The organism is Mucilaginibacter ginsenosidivorax (assembly GCF_007971525.1).
Lineage (GTDB): Bacteria > Bacteroidota > Bacteroidia > Sphingobacteriales > Sphingobacteriaceae > Mucilaginibacter > Mucilaginibacter ginsenosidivorax.
On record NZ_CP042437.1, the window covers coordinates 776118 to 794885 of the forward strand.

An 18768-nucleotide genomic window follows, 5' to 3' on the forward strand; every position below is an offset into this window, starting at 1 on the left:
GTCTTTGCGCGAAAAACCTATAAACAAGATCATAGCGGGTCTGCTTCTTTTTTTTGCTAATTTTACACCTTCAAAATGAAATTTAAATTAGCAGCACAAGACCCTCTTTCAAAGGCCCGTGCCGGTGAAATTACCACCGACCATGGCACTATTGAAACCCCCATATTTATGCCCGTTGGCACGGCCGGCACGGTAAAAGCGGTGCACCAGCGCGAGCTTAAAACGGATATACAAGCACAGATTATTTTAGGAAACACCTATCATTTATACCTGCGACCAGGACTAAACACGCTGGAAAGCGCCGGCGGCCTGCATAAATTTAATGGCTGGGATGGCCCTATTTTAACTGATAGTGGCGGCTACCAGGTGTATTCGCTTACAGAAGTACGTAAGATAAAGGAGGAAGGCGTAACCTTCCGTTCGCATATTGATGGGTCAAAACACCTGTTTACACCCGAAAATGTGATGGATATTCAGCGTGTTATTGGCGCCGATATCATCATGGCTTTTGACGAATGCACCCCCTATCCCTGCGAATATGGTTATGCCCGGCGGTCGATAGAAATGACGCATCGCTGGCTCAAAAGATGCTGCGACAGGTTTGATAGTACGGAGCCAAAATATGGCTACAACCAAACACTTTTCCCTATTGTACAAGGCTCGGTTTATAAAGATTTAAGGGTAAAATCGGCCGAAGTTATCGCTTCTTTTGAGCGCGAAGGCAACGCCATAGGCGGCCTTTCGGTAGGCGAACCAGCCGAAGAAATGTACGCCATGACCGAAATTGTATGCAATATTTTGCCCGAACACAAGCCCCGTTACCTGATGGGCGTAGGCACACCTATCAATTTATTGGAAAATATTGCCCTCGGAATTGATATGTTTGATTGCGTAATGCCTACCCGCAATGCCCGCAACGGCATGCTTTTTACCAAAAACGGCATCATTAATATCAAGAATGAAAAGTGGAAAAACGACCTTAGTCCGATAGAAGACGACAGCGATTTATTTGCAGATAAGGAATACAGCAAGGCTTATTTACGCCATTTGATTCACTCCGGCGAGATGCTTGGGGCACAAATTGCCACCCTGCACAACCTCCATTTTTACCTTTGGCTGGTTAAGGAAGCGCGTAAAAAGATCATCAGCGGCGAGTTTTATGCCTGGAAAAACGTAATGGTTGGCCGCCTTGGCCAGCGATTATAATTGCAGGTTAATCAAATAATGCAGCATAAAAAGCGTTGCTTACATAATATAAACCATGGTTTTAAAAAACATTTAATCTGCCGATGAGGACTTTTATACACCGGTACCTGATGGTTATCGACAGGTTTATTATTAAAAAATACCTGGGCACATTTGTGTTTACGATGGCCATTTTCGCGGCTATTTCGGTAGTGTTTGACATCTCCGAGAAGCTGGATAACTTTACCAGCAGGCACGCTACACTACACGATATTGTATTTAAATACTATGCGGGCTTTGTGCCTTTTTACCTGAATTTACTATCGCCATTAATCAACTTTTTGGCAGTAATTTTCTTTACGGCCAAGATGGCAAACCAAACAGAAATCGTTCCGATACTGAGTGGCAAGGCCAGTTTTAACCGCTTTTTGAGGCCTTATTTTATAGCGGCATCGCTCATATTTGTGGTATCGTTTTTTGCCAATGTGTACCTTATCCCGTATACAAACCACCTCAAAAACGACTTTGAAAACGCCAACGGCATCACCGATAACGACCCTACCAAGAGCGAGGTGCACATGCAAATTGATAAACATACCTATGTTTACCTGGCCAATTACGACCCAACTGTGCACACTGGTTACACCTTTATTATGGAGAAATTTAACGGTGACACCCTGCGCGAAAAGCTGATTGCCCAGCAGGTAACCTACGATTCTGTGAAAAGGATCTGGGCTTTAAAGAACTACGACGTTAGATATATTAAAGGATTAAAGGAACAATTTATCCACAATCCGGGCCAAAAAGATACCGTACTGGACATGCACCCGACGGACTTTATTGTATATGATAACGTATACGCGGCTATGTCATTAAGCGAATTGAACAAGAATATCGACAAAGAAAAACTACGCCGGCCCGAGGTTTTAAACAACTTATATTACGAAAAATACCACCGCTTTGTGTACCCTTTATCGGCATATGTTTTAACCGTATTGGGGGTGGCGCTATCGTCGCGCAAGGTGCGTGGCGGCGTGGGATTACCGCTTGGGATCGGAATTTTGTTGTGCTTTACCTACATCATTATCGAGAAATTCTCGATCGTATTTTCGATAAAAGGCGGTGTCCCGCCAATTTTTACGGTGCTAATTCCTAATACATTATTTGGTATCTTAGGTTATTACGTGCTATTAAAAGCGCCTAAATAGTGTTAAAAAGTATCGAAAAAGTATTCAAAAATTGAAATAAATTGCCAAAAAATTGGATAAAAATACCACAAAAGCGCTCAATAAGAACCTGATTATACTCCATTTTACAGTTTTTATCTGGGGCTTTACCGGCATTTTGGGTCAATTAATTACCATTTCGGCGGTACAATTGGTGTGGTACCGGGTTTTAATTGCCTTTGTTTCGTTATTTTTATACTTTAAATTCAGCAAAACCGACTTCAAAGTAGAGCGAAAAACCATGCTAAAAATGGTCTTTACGGGCGCTTTGGTGGGCGGCCATTGGATACTTTTCTTCGCCTCCATCAAGCTTTCTACCGTGCCGGTGTCGTTAGTTTGCCTCTCCAGCATCACTTTATTTACTGCCATTTTCGAGCCGTTGATTAACAAAACCAGGATCTCAAAGTTAGAAATCATGGCGGGTTTATTAATCATTACCGGCATCGTATTAATTTTCAAATTCGAAACTCAATACACTAAGGGGATAATAGCCGGGCTGGCGAGCGCAGTTTGCGCTGCACTTTTTGCCATTATCAATTCGCGGTTTGTTAAAAAAAGCGAAGCCCCCATCATTGCGTTTTATGAGCTGACAGGGGCATTTTTCTGGATCTCATTATATCTTTTTGCAACCAACGGATACAACCAAAAACTACTTTTAAAACCGGCAGATATTGGTTACCTGGTACTGCTTGGCACGGTGTGCACCTCTCTTGCTTATGTTGCCGGGGTATCCGTTATGCGCGAACTTTCGGCTTTCCGGGTGGCGCTTATCACCAACCTCGAGCCGGTATATGGTATCATCATGGCCTTTATTTTCTTTGGCGATATGAATAAAATGTCTATCGGTTTTTGGGGCGGATCGGTACTTATCCTGTCTACCATCTTCCTCTACCCGGTTGCCCAATCGCAAATTGCCAGGCGTAAAAATCGCGGCTAAGCTTTCCATATTCTTTGCGTTGTTCCATTTTCTTTGATCAGTTCTCCCTGGTTAGTTTTATATTCTGCCCACTATTTAGCATCCAAAATTTGCTACTCATCCAGGTATTTCCCGCCCCCAAAAGTGGCTGGGTAGGGGATAAATCCTCGTGCCGTAAAATGCCGTTTTAAAGCCCCGTAAGCAATTATAATTTTTCGGCGCATTCCTGCCTGTTTAAATCAACTTGCGTGGATTAGCGGCAAAATCTCATTTTTAGTTAGTGTATATAAAAATACAAATAGCAAAAATGAACAGAAATGCCTTAAACAGCATTTTATCGAAAAAAATCTATTAATAAAATCGTAAATCAGTATTTATATAAAATACACAATAATTTAAAAATCAATTATATATAAAAGTTATCGAAAGTTAAAATTAAACAAACGCTATCTAAGTTAAAATTCAAAATACTAAAATAATTAGCACAATGAAATAACATGCATATAAATTGAGTTTATAACTCATAAAATGAACTATTTAAGCTTTATTATTTAATCAAATAGTACACCTCAGCATTCGTGACATAGCAAAACAGCAAAGTGTACTGAATATAAAAATGAGAATTCTAAATAATTGAAGCCAGCTAACCCTTTTGTATACCGGACCAGAAAACGAACAGAAAAAAATTGCTTCTCATCAACGAAAACGCCCGGGCAATTTGCGTCAAAAAAATCCCGGGTTAGAAAAATTGAGAGCGCACAGCCTGCCAGATAACGCCGATGAAAATTACATGACCCGGGCGATTGGAAGTCCACCTCCCTACCAAAAAACCCACCATTAAAAACAAGCATTTTTTTAGTGACGGAATTTAACGCTGAAATTTTTCCGCGTAAAAAATGGGCATGTATAGGCTGGAAAATTTGACCGGGGATAATTACAATTTTGGATCATTTAATTATCAACTGCCGGGCTGTCTCAAATCTCACATCTAATATCTCATGTCCAAAACTTCCTTTTATTTCAACATTAAAAACTGCATCTTGTATTAACTGTTAACTTTAACAAATCAAACACCATGAGCATAAAAACCATCACCATAGTTATCATCACAATTTTGCTTACGGCTGCGCTTGCCCAAAATACCGACAATGTAACCTTCGCATTTTTGTTCATGAGTTTCAGGGTATCCAAACTGGCCATCATGATCACCATGACCCTTGTAGGTTTTATCCTGGGCTTTATGGTGGGCCGGCCCAAAAAAGCAAAATATGATATTGAGGGCTACCACGACAGCATCCACCAAAAAGAAGATAAAAATACACTAAGTGACGAAGACAGGGAATACATTAACTAACACTATGAAAAATAAAATCGGATTTATCGGCCTTGGCAACATGGGCATCCACATGGCCAAAAACCTTATCGAGGCAGGCTACCATCTGCAGGTTCATAACCGCACCCTCAACAAAGCCGACGAGCTTGACCAGGCCGGCATCACCAAATGCCAAACACCCGCCGAAGCCGCCGCCGGCGTACCCATCGTGATAACCATGCTGTCAGAAGATGAGGTGCTGCGAGAATCGGTTACAGGCCCCGACGGAATTTTAAAAACGCTACAGCCAAATGCTGTGCACATATCCATGAGCACCATATCGCCCGAAACGGCCGTTGAACTGGCCAAAGCCCATGAGCAGGCGGGCAGCCATTACCTGGCTTCACCCGTTTTCGGAAGGCCTGAGGCGGCGGCAGCAAAAAAACTTTTCATTTGCGTTTCCGGCCCTCAACAGGTAAAAGACACCGTCAAACCAGTGCTCGGGTGCCTGGGCCAGGCCATACACGATTTTGGCGAAGAAGTTGGCGGCGCCAACGTGGTGAAGATTGCCGGCAACTTCATGATCATGGCCTCGATGGAGATGATGGCCGAGGCCTACACCCTTGCCGAGAAGAACGGGCTTGACCGTGCGCAGGTGGCTAACTTTTTTGGCTCAACGTTATTCAACGCCCCCATTTATCAGAACTATGGAAGGTTAATTGCAAACAAGCAATATGAACCGGTAGGATTCAAAGCCAAATTAGGCTATAAAGACGCCCGCCTTGCCTTTAAACTGTCGCAGGCGAGCTACACACCCATGCCACTTGTAAACGCCGTTCACAGCCGCTTATTAAGCGCCGTAGCAAAAGGACTTGGCGACAAGGACTGGGTAGAGGGTTTTGGCCGGGGCGTAAGCGAAGATGCCGGACTTTAAGATTTCGGAATTGGGATTTTCGATTTCGGATTTATTAAGATTTGGAATTTGATTTTTCTCAGTCTTGATTCTTAACTCTTGATTCCTGACTCTAAGAAAAAGTTTCTCAATAAAATCCTAATTTCGCCGTTGTTGAATTAATTAAAAAATTATCTTCTATTAAAATTATCTTCTATTTATGATAAAGAAAACTTTTGTATGGGTGGCGGTTTGCGCGTTAGGCGCAACCATGTCATGCCAGGGAAAACCAACCGATAAATCGGCCAGTACATCCGCCACAAGCCCTGTGCCTACCGCAGCAGCCTCAGTAGATAACAAAGCCGTGATGGCGCGTAAACAGGTGCCTATTGTTTGCTACCACCAGATACGCGATTGGAAGCCTACCGATTCCAAAGGTGCTAAAGACTACATTGTTCAGGTTGCTGCATTTAAGGAGCATATAAAAATGCTGGCCGATAGTGGCTACCACACCATTTTGCCCGATCAGTTGTACGCCTACCTTACAACCGGCGCGGCATTGCCAAAAAAACCAATAATGCTTACGTTTGATGATACCGACCTTGATCAATTTACTATTGCCGATCCCACGCTTAAAAAGTACGGTTTTAAGGCGGTTTATTTTGTAATGACAGTATCATTAGGCCGCCCGCATTATATGACCGCAGACATGGTCAAAAAGCTATCAGACGAGGGCAACGTAATTGCCAGCCATACCTGGGACCATCACCGGGTAGACAAGTACTCGCATAATTCAGAAATCAAGATTAAAGGCAAAAACGGTAAAATAACCACCAAGCCCGTTGATGACTGGGTTACCCAGATTGACAAGCCAACCAAAAAGCTGGAAGAAATTACCGGCAAAAAAATAGAATATTTTGCCTACCCATTTGGCGTATGGAAAAAACCCGTATTGCCCGAGATTCAAAAGAAGGGTTTTAAAATAGCTTTCCAGCTTGCCGACAAACGCGACCCCGATTATCCGCTAATGACCGTTCGCCGCATTTTAGACAGCGGTTACTGGACAACCAAAACTTTTAGCAATAGCGTAAGGAATAGTTTCTAAGCCCCCTAACCCCCTGAAGGGGGAATGTAAAACGGCCTTTCTTTTTTAAGAGGGGCCGTTTTTGTTTGTGTTCGTCTACACTTCAATGCATTGGCTATTTCGTAAATACTACAAGACATTGAAAGCCATTTTACAATTTGTCATTGCGAGGAACCATCAGGGAAAACCTAAAAAAATATCATGACGTGCAACCAAATACAGTTAAATCAATGTTCTAAACTACCGTCATTGCGAGGTACGAAGCAATACCGAACTATATGGGACTTAGCATGTAGGAGATTGCTTCGTACCTCGCAATGACGGGGATTTAATTTTGATAGTCAACAACTTACAAACACGTCATTATAAGATACGAAGCAATCTCGTAGCCAACGCATAAACGACATACAAATCCGATATATATTAGCTACGAGATTGCCACACTATCGCTCACAAAGACATCCATACATAACGTTATTCGCCCTATTTTTTGCCAGCCAAATACTTATCTAAAAACGCCAGGGTTCTGTTGGCTGTTGTTATCTGGTCTTCCTTTTTGGTAAAACCATGGCCTTCGTTAGGATAGGTAATGTATTCAACGGGCACGCCATTCTTTTTTACACCATCCACAATTTCCTTGCTTTCAATCGGCAATACCCGCACATCGTTCATCCCCTGGAAAACAATTAGCGGCTTGTTGATGGTTTGGTAATGAAACAAAGGCGAAATCTTTTTCAGGTGTACGCTATCCGCCGAGTACGGATCGCCCAGTTCCTCGTAAAGGGCCTTGCGCTGGGCTTCCCAATACGGAGGGATACTTTTGAGTGTCCGTATCCAGTTGGCTACGCCAAAGAGGTCTACCCCTACTTTAAATTCGTTAGGATGAAAGGCAAGGGCGCCCAGTACCATGCAGCCTCCGTAGCTGCCGCCCAGTATGCCTATTTTCGCGGTATCGATGTAAGCTTGTTGCTGTAACCATTTTTTACCCCAAATGCAGTCCTTTAAATCGCCGTTGCTGTGGTCTTTGTTATCCAGCTTGTAAAAAGTTTTACCATAACCGCTGCTGCCCCGGTTGTTAACCGCCAAAACCGCGTAGCCATGGTTTACCAAAAACTGTATTTGATTACTAAAGCTGGTTGTGGTTTGGCCGCCCGGCCCGCCGTGTATCCAAAGTATAGCCGGCACCGATTTATCTTTGCTGGCATTTTTAGGTTTGTAATAAATCGCAGGAATTTCCAGCCCGTCAAAAGATTTAAAATGGACAACTTCTGCGCTTACCAAATCATCACTGCTTACCGCCGGATTTAGTGTGCGGGTTATCGGTTTTAATTCCTTCCTCTCAAAATTATAAACGTAAAGGTTATTGGGGCTTGTGCTGCTACCTACCGTAAGCATTATATTTTTCTCGCTTGGGGAAAACACTGCCGACTTAGCCTCGCCATCTTTAATTTCCGGAAAATCCATTTGCTTACCGGTACTGTTATCAAACAGCAAAACCCTGGTTTTGCCATCGGCATTTACATACACGGTGTAATATTTTTCCAGGTCGCTTAGTTCCATGCCAACAACATCCCAGTTGGTGCTGTAAACTTTGGCGGTTGCCCCGGTTGCCAGGTTATATTTTACCAGGTAACTAAATTCGCTTCCGTCGTTGGTAATGTAGTACAGGCTCGAATCGCCTTTGGTGAAAGCCGCCGGGTACCAGGTTGCGTCTTTATCGTTACTTAGCTTTTTGGTAGCTTTTGTTGTCCTATCGTAAAGGTACAACTCGTTTTTATCGGTAGTGATAGATTTGGTTAAGGCAATGTACCGCTCGGATTTTGAAACAGGGCCGGGCGAATAGCCGTCGTTGTTTTCATATAGCAGCTCATCCTTCCAGCTTTTTACATCAAGTTTATAAACGTCAAAAAACTTAGGGTCGCGCTTGTTGCTTACAACGTAAAGGTACTTTTTATCGGCACTCCAGCCGTTTGTACTATTGGTGGTATTTGCCCACGGTGTAAGATCCTTCACCGGCGAGCCGTCTGCCTTTTGCAGGTAGATGTGACTATTTTCGTTACCACCCTGGTCGGCGCTGTATAAAAAATCATTGGTACCCGGCACGTAGCCTATAGAAAAATAGGAGTCTTTGGCTGAATGGGTGAGTTGCTTTGATGAGGTATCGGCCAAATTAATGGCGTAAATATTAAATATCCCGCTGCTGTTATCTTCAATAAGCACCTTGGTCTCGTCGGCATTAAAGCCCGCCCCGCCAATTGATTTATTTTTATACAACTGCTCAATGGTGTATGATTTTACAACAGCAGGCTTATCTGTGTTTTTGCACGCGCTGAACATTACAGCCACGGCCAGTAAGGATAGGTATTTCATTTTTAGGTTTAATTTTCAGCAAGTTATGGCAAATATTCTGCAAAAACAAAAGAGCCTCACCCTGTTATATCCAACAAAGAAGACTTTTAATTGGCAACCTGTTCTTATTAATCCGGACGTTGCCTGCGGCCGCGCTTTACGCTTATACTGCACAGGCATTATGCGCGGGGCCGGTATCCGCTGCAATCGCTAACGTGAATTGTGTGAACCAGAATTTCCAGAATTAAAGAATTAACCGGATAAAAAACAGCAGTGTTGCACAACATTCGTAACTACAGGGCACAAAAAAAGCCCGCTATTCACATAACGGGCTTTCAAATATTTTACGATCAATAAAATTAGTGAGCGTGATGACCATCAGGGCCGTGAGCGTGGCCATGCGATAATTCTTCGGGCGTTGCCGGGCGTACGTTCAGGATACTGCCTTTAAAGTGCAGTTCCTGGCCGGCCATGGGGTGATTAAGATCAACAATTACCGAATCTTCGGCTATTGATACTACCTGGGCCTGAAAACGGTTACCATTGTTATCCTGTAAAGGCAAAATACTGCCAATTTCAGGAAGCTCTGTTCCCTGGAACATTTCCTTTGGCAGGTTGGCTACAGCTTCTTCATCATATTCGCCATAAGCATCGCCTGCAGCTAAGCGGAATTCATAAGTATCCCCTGTTGAAAGGCTGCTTAAGTTTTCTTCAAATTTGGGCAGCATCTGGCCGGCACCAAATAAAAAGGTTAAAGGTTGTTCTTGTGTGGCACTTTCTGTTAAAGTTTCGGTACCATCCTGGTCAACATACAAATCGTAAGTTAATGACACTACGTGCTGTGGTTCAATCTTCATTGTTACTGTTTTTATAAATAAGCAATCAGGCCTGCATTTGTTTTAGTGCGTCGGCCGTGTTATTAGCAGGTAATCCGCAGGTTTTATCTATACAAACAAATATTTGTGTTGATTTACCAAACTTATCCTGTAACAAAGGTAAACTTCCTTTTGTACCTCCCAATATAATTTTATTGGGTATGTAATTATTTTCAAGTTCCTTTCTTACAGTTTCGGCTTCGGGGCCGGTTACTGCAACTTCATAAATGCCAAACACTTCATCAAGCAATAACATAGTCCAGTTTGAATAAGCTGTACCATACTTTGCCAGCTGCGGCATAATGTTGCGTAACAGCTGTGCCGAAACCGCTGCATAGCTTTCATTATCAAAAAGCAGGCCCAATTTTTTAAGGTTGCGCGCCATTGCCGAATTACTGGCCGGCGTAACCCCGTCCATAATTTCCGATTTCCGGGCTATCAATTGCTCATCATCATCGGCAGTGTAAAAAAAAATGCCGTTAATTTCGTCGTAATAATGGGCTATAGCGGTATCTGTAAGGGCTTTTGCCTGCTGCAGCCAATCTTCATTGAAGGTAACCTCGTACAAAGCGATGAGGCCGTCAATAATATTGGCATAATCATCCAAAAACGCTACCGGCATACCATCAGTTACCGGGCTGCCGTACACACGTGAGAGCCTGCCATTTTGACCTACAAGGTTATTCAGGATAAAATCAGCGTTCTTCAGAGCAAGTTCCAGGTACCCCGGCTCATCAAAAGCCCGGTAGGCTTCGCACAGTCCTTTTAGCATTAACCCGTTCCATGATGCCAGTATTTTATTGTCCAGGCCTGGCCTGATACGGTGGCTGCGGGCTTCGAACACCATCTTGCGGGATGCCTTTACTTGTGTGAGCAAATCATCTACTCCTAAACCCAGCTTTTCGGCCAGTTGCGCGTCCGTTTCTTTTCTGAAGAGCACGTTGGAGTGTTCTTCTTCCCAGTTGCCATCTTCGGTAATATGGTAGTAGATACAAAACAAGTCGGCATCATCGCCCAAAATGGCTTGTATTTCGGTTTTAGTAAAAATATAAAATTTACCCTCTACCCCTTCGCTATCGGCATCCAGGGCCGAGTAAAAACCCATATCCGGCGATGCCAGTTCAGTTGTGGCAAAATGGATGATCTCGTCAACCACTGTTTTATACAATTCATCGGGCTGCCAGGTGTAGGCTTCGGAGTACAGGGTAATGAGCTGTGCATTGTCATACAGCATTTTTTCAAAATGCGGCACGTGCCAGCGGCCATCAACCGAGTAGCGGGCAAAGCCTCCGCCTACATGATCGTAGATACCCCCGAAGGCCATTTTATGCAGGGTAAGCTTTACCTGTTTGGCAATTTCGCCGTCGTTGGTTAAATGCGCGTAACGCATCAGCAGCTGCCAGTTATTGGGCATCGGGAATTTGGGCGCATTGCCTGTGCCGCCCTCGTGCCTGTCGAAATAACGTTTCCAGTTATCACCGATAACTTTCAGGTCATCCTTGGTATAATCAGGCTGATCGGCTATAAATTGGATCGATTCATATTTTTGGATCCCGTCGGTCAGGCGAACGGCGTACTCTTCCGCTTCATCGGGTTTTTGTTTATAAAAATCGGCCAGGTTAAACAGCAGCGATGTCCAGTCGTTTTTACGAAAATAGGTGCCGCCGTAAATTGGCCGCTGATCTGGCAGGCAAATACAGTTTAGCGGCCAGCCGCCACGGCCGCTCATCAGCTGCACCGCGCTCATGTAAATCTGGTCAACATCGGGCCGCTCCTCCCTATCTACCTTAATGCAAACAAAATATTCGTTCATTACTGCGGCCACGGCTTCATCCTCAAAGCTTTCGTGCTCCATTACGTGGCACCAGTGGCAGGCCGAGTAGCCAATACTCACCAATATCAGTTTATTCTCCGCCTTGGCCTTATCCAGCGCTTCTTTACCCCAGGGGTACCAGTTTACAGGATTATTGGCGTGCTGCAATAAATATGGTGATGTGGAATTTGCGAGTTTATTCATAGCAGATGGTATTGCGTTATCAATGCAATGTGCGAATATAATTGCGACTGTAAGTTAAAGTAGGATTAATTGGAAAAGTTTTAGGGGAGGTTGTGGTTAATTGAAACTAATTTGATTATAGGGTTTAAAATAATAGAACAGGGGCTGCTTTTACTTTACTGCCAATCTTCCATGAAAACATCGAGTTAACTGGTTAAGTTATCAGGTTAATATTTAATTATTGAGCCTTTCCTTAATTCGAACCATTGGCCGCCGATAAAAACGTATTTATTGTCCCCTAAAATTGCTTCAGGAAAGTTACCCTGAATCTCCTGTTTATAAGTTGTGTCATGATAACTAACATTTAACGTATCGTATAAATTGCTCTTTATGCTATAAAATATTTTTAGCTTCCTATCAAAATGCAACTTGCTACTATTTGTATAACTATAATTTGTTTCAGGATTGATTGATGAAATTGATTTATCTCTTATGCTTGCTGTAAGCACATAATCTTTTTTACGATCTACTAATGCAAACTTTACATTATAAGTTTTAACCAACTCAGATTCCCAATCTGCATAGCGTAACACGTGTAATGCTTCAAACAACTTATTATCACTCACACATATTATCAATGAGTTTCCAAGAGCGAAATTTGAACCTCCCCTAACTTCATAATCTATTTTAATAAATCGTTTACTCAAATAGGATGTTTTGGGCACCACATCCCAATAACCAAATACCTTAACTGTATCTTTTAAATATATCACACACAAAATATTATGTATATAATCAGGTAAAACTTTTACCCTTACCGTTCTGCCTTCAAGAGATTGAATATTGAAAGTTCTTGTATCTTTTTTTGCTTGAACTATTCTATTTTCCAGTAACTCATCCTGGGCAAACAGCATGCTTTTAGAGATGAATAAAATAAGAGATAAAATCAATAAGAAACGTTTGCTCATATATCAACAATTAGGTTAAAGGTTTAATACAAATTTACCCATCGCTACCCTATTTCAGATCGTCAATAGCGTTGGCCGCAACAATTTGCGCAAACAACAAAAAAAGTAAAATCAATGGCAGATATTTTATTGGCTTAGGTTGGCGCATCAGGGTTAGTAGTTATTAAATATTACTATAAAGGTATAAATAAACCTATCAGAAGTAGCTTTGATTAACTTGCAAAAAACAGCAAAGCATGAATAAAATATGAATATCGCCACATTTATAGCCACTTTAAACCAGCCTGTTACCAACTTCACAATTTAATTCGCTTTATTTGCGGTTTTTATTATTGACTGACAAAATGCGCTATTTAAAACTGATCAACATTTTATGCGTTGGTGGCTTGTTTGCTATCGCAAACACGGCATCGGCACAAACCGACTCCATTAAGTATAATCACCAGGAATCATTTGGCCCCATCACCTGGCCGGTAACCGGGCAGGGCACACGCTCAAATGCCGGCAAACCATCTCCAACTTATTGGCAAAACCGTGCCGATTACCAGATTAAAGCCACTCTGAACGAAGGTAAAGACACCACCATTACCGGCGAAGTTACCATCACCTATACCAACAACAGCCCCGACCAATTGGATTACCTGTGGCTGCAGCTTGACCAAAACTTATTTAAACCCGACTCGCGTGGCGCGGCCGTAACCCCCTACACCGGCGACCGCTTTGATGTGCGTGGCTTTAGCCGTGGCGGTTACCATATCAGTTCGGTTGAGGTTACCTACAAAGGCGAAACCTATAAAGTTACCCCGGTTATTACCGATGCCCGTATGCAACTACGCCTGAATGCCCCAATGGATGGTAAAGGCGAAAAAATAAGCGTGAAGATAAATTATGATTTTGCCATCCCATTTTACGGCGCCGACCGTATGGGTCGTAAAAAATTTAAACAGGGTTACGTTTACGAAATTGCCCAGTGGTACCCGCGTATGTGCGTTTATGACGATGTAGAAGGCTGGAACACCCTGCCCTACATGGGCCTTGGCGAGTTTTACTGCGAATATGGTGATTTTGACTATTACGTAACTGCCCCCGCCAATATGGTGGTTGTAGGATCGGGCGATTTACAGAACCCCGAGGAGGTATTATCGCCAGCGCAGCTGAGCCGTATGGCCGAAGCCAAAAGCAGCGACAAAACAGTCATGCTGATTAAGCAGAACGAAGTTGGTAAATCGTCAACCCGTCCGTTTAAAGGCAGCCTTACCTGGCACTATAAAATGCTGAACAGCCGCGATGTTGCCTTTGGCGCATCCGATGCTTTTATATGGGATGCTGCGAGGGTTAATTTCCCATCGGGCCGTAAGGGTATTGCTATGTCGGCCTACCCTGTTGAGAGTGCCGGCGTTGATAGCTGGGGCCGGTCAACCGAGTATTTGAAAAACAGCATGGAGATTTACTCTAAAGCCTATTTCGAATATCCATGGAACTCGGCTGTCAATGTATCTGGCGTTGCCCTGGGTATGGAATACCCAGGTGCTATATTTTGCCTTGGCGGCCTTAAAAAGGGACAGCTTTGGGGCGATGTTACCCATGAAATTGGCCACAACTGGTTCCCGATGATTGTAGGCTCAAACGAGCGCAAATACATGTGGATGGACGAAGGCTTCAACACGTTTATTAATGAATATGCTTCGCAGCAATTTAACAAGGGCGAGTATAACGATACCACCAAACAGGCACAACGGATTTTAGGCCAGTACCGTAACAGCAAAGACCCATTGATGACCGCGCCCGAGGCCATCGGACTTAACGACTATGGCCAGTACTATGTTAAAACCGCTTTGGGTATGGACATTTTGCGCAACGTGGTTTTAGGCCCCGACCGCTTTGACTATGCCTTCCATGAATACATTAAAAACTGGGCATTTAAACATCCGCTGCCTTATGATTTATTCCGCGCGATGAACGATGCCAGCGGCGAGGATCTGAATTGGTTTTGGAAAGGTTGGTTTACTACTACCTGGAAAATTGATCAGGCTATTACCGGCGTTAAATATGTTGACGATAACGCTGCAAATGGGTCGCTGATCACCATCACCAATAATGAAAAAATGGCAATGCCTGTTGATCTTAAAATTACACAGGCCAATGGCAAGGTTGAAACCCTGCACCTACCCGTAAACGTGTGGCAACGCGGCGGTGTATGGACTTTTAAATATCCATCAACATCAAAAATTAAATTGATGGTGATTGACCCGGAACATGAGTTACCCGATGTTAATTTAAAAAACAACGTTTATTACGGGGAGTAGATTTTAATTATCGAATTACTGAATTATTGATTTAGTGATTTGTAAAAATTTTGAATGGCGATGGCTGGTTTAGCTCATCGCCATTTTTATATGGGTGGCAACAAATACCTCACGGCCAAGGCGAACTGAATTTGTTTTAATTAAAAATCGCAACAAAATCAATTCCATATCGTATTACAACATTTTAGAATATTAATGTTGTTTAATAGTTTATCGGCCAATGGGGATTACTGATTCAGGTGTCAACATTCTTGTCATTGATGACGAAGAATTGGATTGTGTTATCGTGAAAGCCTTGATAAAAAAATACTTAATGAATCCCCACATTGACTCTTGCCAAAACGGTAAGAGCGCGATAGACCATCTCAGCAAAATCAATAACAGCAACCCTGAGCATCTTCCGGATTATATTTTTTTGGACCTGGCGATGCCGGTAATGGATGGGTGGCAATTTTTGGCCGAATTTGACCGGTTAAAAATCGATTCATTAAAAAAAAGCAAAATCTATATACTCACCTCCTCTGTAAGCATCGATGATTTAACCAGGTCGAAACAAAGCCTTCTTGTAACCGATTTTATAAATAAGCCCTTAACTTTTGAAAAAATAAAAGGCATATTTGCCGATTTCTGAATTTAAGACCTTTAAAAACCAACGGTTTCGTAATATACCAGGAACCATCTGCCATTTATTTTTTTGAATCGACTTTTTTGAATAACAGTTGGATCAACGGGCGTTGTTATTCTTTCGTTGGCTTCATCATCTGATTTTGTGGTTTCAATACGCGATAGGCTTTTATCCAACATTAAATTTAGTTCCCATTGCCCTTTTTGCAGGTAATCGGGTTTTACATTCTGCTCGTCATCTGTTTCTTTGTAAACTTTTGGTAGTGGAAACTTTATCCGGCTTAACTGGAAAGCGCTATCTGTATAAAACTTATCGCGAAAATTGCCAAAGGTTTCTCCGGAGTCAACAACCTTACCTGGCGCATCAATCGCATGCACTTTAACCTTGGATGAAAAGTTGCAGGAGGATAAAACTGCAAGCGTTATAACAATAAATATAATTCTCACTATAACAGGTATAAATTAATCAATAGACTTAAGTGATAGTGTTAATATCTGTCATTTTTATATGGGCCGAGCCTACGGCTCTGATTCTTCTTTTATTCTTATACGCCGGGTTTCAACCCGGGGTAAATAAAAACAAACAACCATAAGTGCCGTAGGCACGGCTCATATTATTAGCCTGGTAATATTAAATCGCTAACCTATTTCGCCCCCATAGCCAAATACCCAGCCAATGCATTAATCCTGCCGGCTACTACCACTATCTGCTGCTTCACCTCGTCCCAATTGCGTTGTTCAATGGCTTCGCGGATGCCGGGGATGGTTTTAACACCGTAACCGGTATAAAAACCGGGTGCATAAATAGTATGGCGATACCAGCCACGACGTGGCAGGCCTTCGGCGGCAAGCAATTGCTGCTCGGCTTGATATAAGAGCTTATTTAGCTTATCGTGGTCGCCATCTTTTAGCGTGGCTGCGCTCCAATAGGTTGCCAGTTTATCGGCGCTTTTCTTTAAAGAATCCAGCGCACCGGTTAGCGGTTTAAAATCAATTGGGGGCACGGTATCTTTGGCAACAGGCGCTTTATACAGGCGGGTTGGGTCGGCAGCCAAGGTGTAATCGTTAGCTTTTATGAGCTGGTTATCAATTTTGGTGGCTTCGCGGGTATCATCCGCAAGCTTGGTAAGTTCGGTAGCATATTTAGCAATGGTGGCCTGCAGGCTCCTGAAATCAAACGGCAATACTTCGGCATCGGCCATGCGTAATACCGAGTGGCCGGCAGTTTGGGCCAGGGCAACACCGTAGGCAAAATCAGGATCTTTAAAACGTTTGTAATCATCAAACGAATCATAAATAGAATGATATTCGCCGCCACCGTCTTCACCACCAAAACCAAAATCAAGGGTAGGAATACCCAAATGCTGCAGGAACGAAGAAAAATCTGACCCTGAACCAAGCGCCTCCAGCTTTTCGCCTTTGCGTTCCAAAATCTCCTTCTTGTCGCCGGTTGATTTGGCATTCACCAGTTCCATCGCCTTTTTCCTGTCGAACACGCTTACCTTAGTCTGTGGGTCGGTTATACCATTTGTTATCTCGTCAATAAAACTTTCCAGCGCCTGCGAGCCGCCTGCGCCTAAAAAGCCGCGGCCATTACTATCCGAGTTAATATATACCACCGTTTTTTGCTGCAGTTCTTTATCGTGGGCCTCGGCATACTCTGTCGATCCTAACAGACCTGGTTCTTCGCCGTCCCATGAGCAATATATGATACTGCGTTTGGGTTTCCAGCCGGTTTTTAGCAGGTCGCCAAGTGCTTTGGTTTCTTCAATCATGGCGGCCTGTCCGCTTATAGGGTCGTTGGCACCGTTTACCCATGCATCGTGGTGGTTACCGCGCATTACCCACTCATCCGGGTAGGTTGATCCTTTAATTTTGGCAATTACATCATAAGCGGGCACCATATCCCAATTAAATTCCATTTTTAGGTGTACCACGGCCTTGCCGCCACCTATGTGGTAAGTTATAGGCAACGAGCCGGCCCATCCACCGGGTGCAACCGGCCCATCAAGCGCAGCCAGTAAAGGCTGGGCATCATGGTAGCTTATAGGCAGCACCGGTATTTTTAATATCGTGGTCGCATCTTTTCTATCCAGGCGTTTGGCATCTTTAGTAGCGCCAACGCCCGGCGTAAGCGGATCGCCGGGGTAAATCACCATATCCATTACCGAGCCGCGCTGCACGCCAAATTCATTCTTGTAAGCCCCTTTTGGGTACACATCGCCTGCGGAGTAGCCGTCATCAGCAGGGTCAGAGTAAATGATACATCCAATAGCCCCATGCTCATAGGCTACTTTGGGCTTTATGCCCCGCCATGAGCGGCCATATTTAGCAATTACAATTTTACCTTTAACATCAATACCCATGGCAGCCAGTTTAATATAATCATCGGGCAAACCATAGTTTACAAATACCAATGGCCCGCTAACGTCACCATCAGCACTCCAGGCGTTGTAAGTTGGCAGCTGATTGGGCTGGCCCGATGTGGCATCTTCCGGTACGGCCTGTTCTTTTAATATAGCGGTATAAGTTGTTGGCGCGGTAAGCTCAAGTACCCGCGTTTTGGGTGTTGGGTAAAGTACCGTGTAAGTTTCTATATGCGCATCCAGCCCATAGCTTTTGTACATAGCCAATATCTTGTCGGCCACGGCCTTACTGCCGGGCGAACCGATGTTATGCGGAAATGCTGAAAGTGCTTTAATGGTTTCGCCAATGCGTTGCGGACTTAAACCCGCATCAAACGTTTTTTCGGTTTCCAGTTGTTTTGCCGACGATGCCGGCGTAAAGCCAATTAATGTTTTTTGCTGCGCGAAACTTGCCGACGACAGCGCCAATAAGCCAAGGGTAAGGGTTTTCTTCATGACAGTGTATATGGTGATGCGTGAAGATAACAAAAATGTTCATTGGTTCATTGGTTCATTGGTTCATTGGTTCATTGGTTCATTGGTTCATTGGTTCATTGGTTCATTGGTTCATTGGTTCATTGGTTCATTGGAACGCGGGCATGGCGGGCAAATAACTTTTCGACTGAATGC

The 18768-nt window shown here is 43.5% G+C and carries 14 protein-coding genes; 8 read left to right on the forward strand and 6 right to left on the reverse strand.

Features of this window, described 5'->3' with window-relative positions:
* Positions 1–75 precede the first annotated feature (75 nt).
* The 6 genes from tgt to FSB76_RS03280 all read left to right on the forward strand — a co-directional run bounded on the left by tgt (position 76) and on the right by FSB76_RS03280 (position 6636).
* The gene (gene tgt / locus FSB76_RS03255; protein WP_147052168.1) at positions 76–1206 is read left to right on the forward strand and encodes a tRNA guanosine(34) transglycosylase Tgt; all 1131 of its coding nucleotides are present in this window, start codon (positions 76–78) and stop codon (positions 1204–1206) included.
* Between the two features lie 83 nt (positions 1207–1289).
* The gene (locus tag FSB76_RS03260) at positions 1290–2393 is read left to right on the forward strand and encodes an LptF/LptG family permease (protein ID WP_192910121.1); all 1104 of its coding nucleotides are present in this window, start codon (positions 1290–1292) and stop codon (positions 2391–2393) included.
* Positions 2394–2445: 52 nt separating this feature from the next.
* Positions 2446–3348, forward strand: a complete 903-nt coding sequence (locus tag FSB76_RS03265) for a DMT family transporter (protein ID WP_147052169.1) — start codon at positions 2446–2448, stop codon at positions 3346–3348.
* Positions 3349–4402: 1054 nt separating this feature from the next.
* Positions 4403–4681, forward strand: a complete 279-nt coding sequence (locus FSB76_RS03270) for a LapA family protein (protein WP_147052170.1) — start codon at positions 4403–4405, stop codon at positions 4679–4681.
* 4 nt (positions 4682–4685) lie between these two features.
* Positions 4686–5573, forward strand: coding sequence for an NAD(P)-dependent oxidoreductase (locus tag FSB76_RS03275; protein ID WP_147052171.1), 888 nt, complete (start codon positions 4686–4688; stop codon positions 5571–5573).
* A 178-nt stretch (positions 5574–5751) separates the two neighbouring features.
* Positions 5752–6636, forward strand: coding sequence for a polysaccharide deacetylase family protein (locus FSB76_RS03280; RefSeq protein ID WP_147052172.1), 885 nt, complete (start codon positions 5752–5754; stop codon positions 6634–6636).
* A gap of 462 nt (positions 6637–7098) precedes the next feature.
* Here the strand turns inward: FSB76_RS03280 and FSB76_RS03285 are convergent, their stop codons facing one another.
* From FSB76_RS03285 to FSB76_RS03300, 4 genes are all read right to left on the reverse strand, one after another.
* Positions 7099–8985: a S9 family peptidase gene (locus tag FSB76_RS03285; protein ID WP_147052173.1), complete on the reverse strand. Its 1887-nt coding sequence runs from the start codon at positions 8983–8985 to the stop codon at positions 7099–7101.
* A 338-nt stretch (positions 8986–9323) separates the two neighbouring features.
* A complete protein-coding gene (locus tag FSB76_RS03290) occupies positions 9324–9821 on the reverse strand; it encodes an FKBP-type peptidyl-prolyl cis-trans isomerase (protein ID WP_147052174.1) in 498 nt (165 codons plus the stop codon).
* 25 nt (positions 9822–9846) lie between these two features.
* Complete coding sequence (locus tag FSB76_RS03295; protein ID WP_147052175.1) at positions 9847–11856, reverse strand: thioredoxin domain-containing protein; 2010 nt, start codon at positions 11854–11856, stop codon at positions 9847–9849.
* 206 nt (positions 11857–12062) lie between these two features.
* The gene (locus FSB76_RS03300; RefSeq protein WP_147052176.1) at positions 12063–12803 is read right to left on the reverse strand and encodes a hypothetical protein; all 741 of its coding nucleotides are present in this window, start codon (positions 12801–12803) and stop codon (positions 12063–12065) included.
* 344 nt (positions 12804–13147) lie between these two features.
* Between FSB76_RS03300 and FSB76_RS03305 the strand changes: the two genes are divergently transcribed.
* Together FSB76_RS03305 and FSB76_RS03310 are read left to right on the forward strand one after the other, a co-directional pair.
* The gene (locus FSB76_RS03305; protein ID WP_147052177.1) at positions 13148–15109 is read left to right on the forward strand and encodes a M1 family metallopeptidase; all 1962 of its coding nucleotides are present in this window, start codon (positions 13148–13150) and stop codon (positions 15107–15109) included.
* A 220-nt stretch (positions 15110–15329) separates the two neighbouring features.
* Entirely contained in the window at positions 15330–15740 is a 411-nt protein-coding gene (locus FSB76_RS03310; protein WP_147052178.1) for a response regulator, read from the forward strand.
* 11 nt (positions 15741–15751) lie between these two features.
* Here FSB76_RS03310 and FSB76_RS03315 read toward each other — a convergent pair whose 3' ends face one another.
* Together FSB76_RS03315 and FSB76_RS03320 are read right to left on the reverse strand one after the other, a co-directional pair.
* Positions 15752–16180 carry a DUF4348 domain-containing protein gene (locus tag FSB76_RS03315; RefSeq protein ID WP_158642826.1) on the reverse strand — a complete coding sequence of 143 codons (429 nt, stop codon included), beginning with the start codon at positions 16178–16180 and terminating at the stop codon, positions 15752–15754.
* A gap of 197 nt (positions 16181–16377) precedes the next feature.
* Complete coding sequence (locus tag FSB76_RS03320; RefSeq protein WP_147052180.1) at positions 16378–18594, reverse strand: transferrin receptor-like dimerization domain-containing protein; 2217 nt, start codon at positions 18592–18594, stop codon at positions 16378–16380.
* Positions 18595–18768 lie beyond the last annotated feature (174 nt).

Coding starts and splice junctions, on each gene's coding strand:
- FSB76_RS03270 (WP_147052170.1), top strand. CDS start 4,403: ATGAGCATAAAAACCATCACCATAGTTATCATCACAATTTTGCTTACG.
- FSB76_RS03295 (WP_147052175.1), bottom strand. CDS start 11,856: ATGAATAAACTCGCAAATTCCACATCACCATATTTATTGCAGCACGCC.
- FSB76_RS03300 (WP_147052176.1), bottom strand. CDS start 12,803: ATGAGCAAACGTTTCTTATTGATTTTATCTCTTATTTTATTCATCTCT.
- FSB76_RS03320 (WP_147052180.1), bottom strand. CDS start 18,594: ATGAAGAAAACCCTTACCCTTGGCTTATTGGCGCTGTCGTCGGCAAGT.
- FSB76_RS03275 (WP_147052171.1), top strand. CDS start 4,686: ATGAAAAATAAAATCGGATTTATCGGCCTTGGCAACATGGGCATCCAC.
- tgt (WP_147052168.1), top strand. CDS start 76: ATGAAATTTAAATTAGCAGCACAAGACCCTCTTTCAAAGGCCCGTGCC.
- FSB76_RS03260 (WP_192910121.1), top strand. CDS start 1,290: ATGAGGACTTTTATACACCGGTACCTGATGGTTATCGACAGGTTTATT.
- FSB76_RS03305 (WP_147052177.1), top strand. CDS start 13,148: ATGCGCTATTTAAAACTGATCAACATTTTATGCGTTGGTGGCTTGTTT.
- FSB76_RS03310 (WP_147052178.1), top strand. CDS start 15,330: ATGGGGATTACTGATTCAGGTGTCAACATTCTTGTCATTGATGACGAA.
- FSB76_RS03290 (WP_147052174.1), bottom strand. CDS start 9,821: ATGAAGATTGAACCACAGCACGTAGTGTCATTAACTTACGATTTGTAT.
- FSB76_RS03285 (WP_147052173.1), bottom strand. CDS start 8,985: ATGAAATACCTATCCTTACTGGCCGTGGCTGTAATGTTCAGCGCGTGC.
- FSB76_RS03280 (WP_147052172.1), top strand. CDS start 5,752: ATGATAAAGAAAACTTTTGTATGGGTGGCGGTTTGCGCGTTAGGCGCA.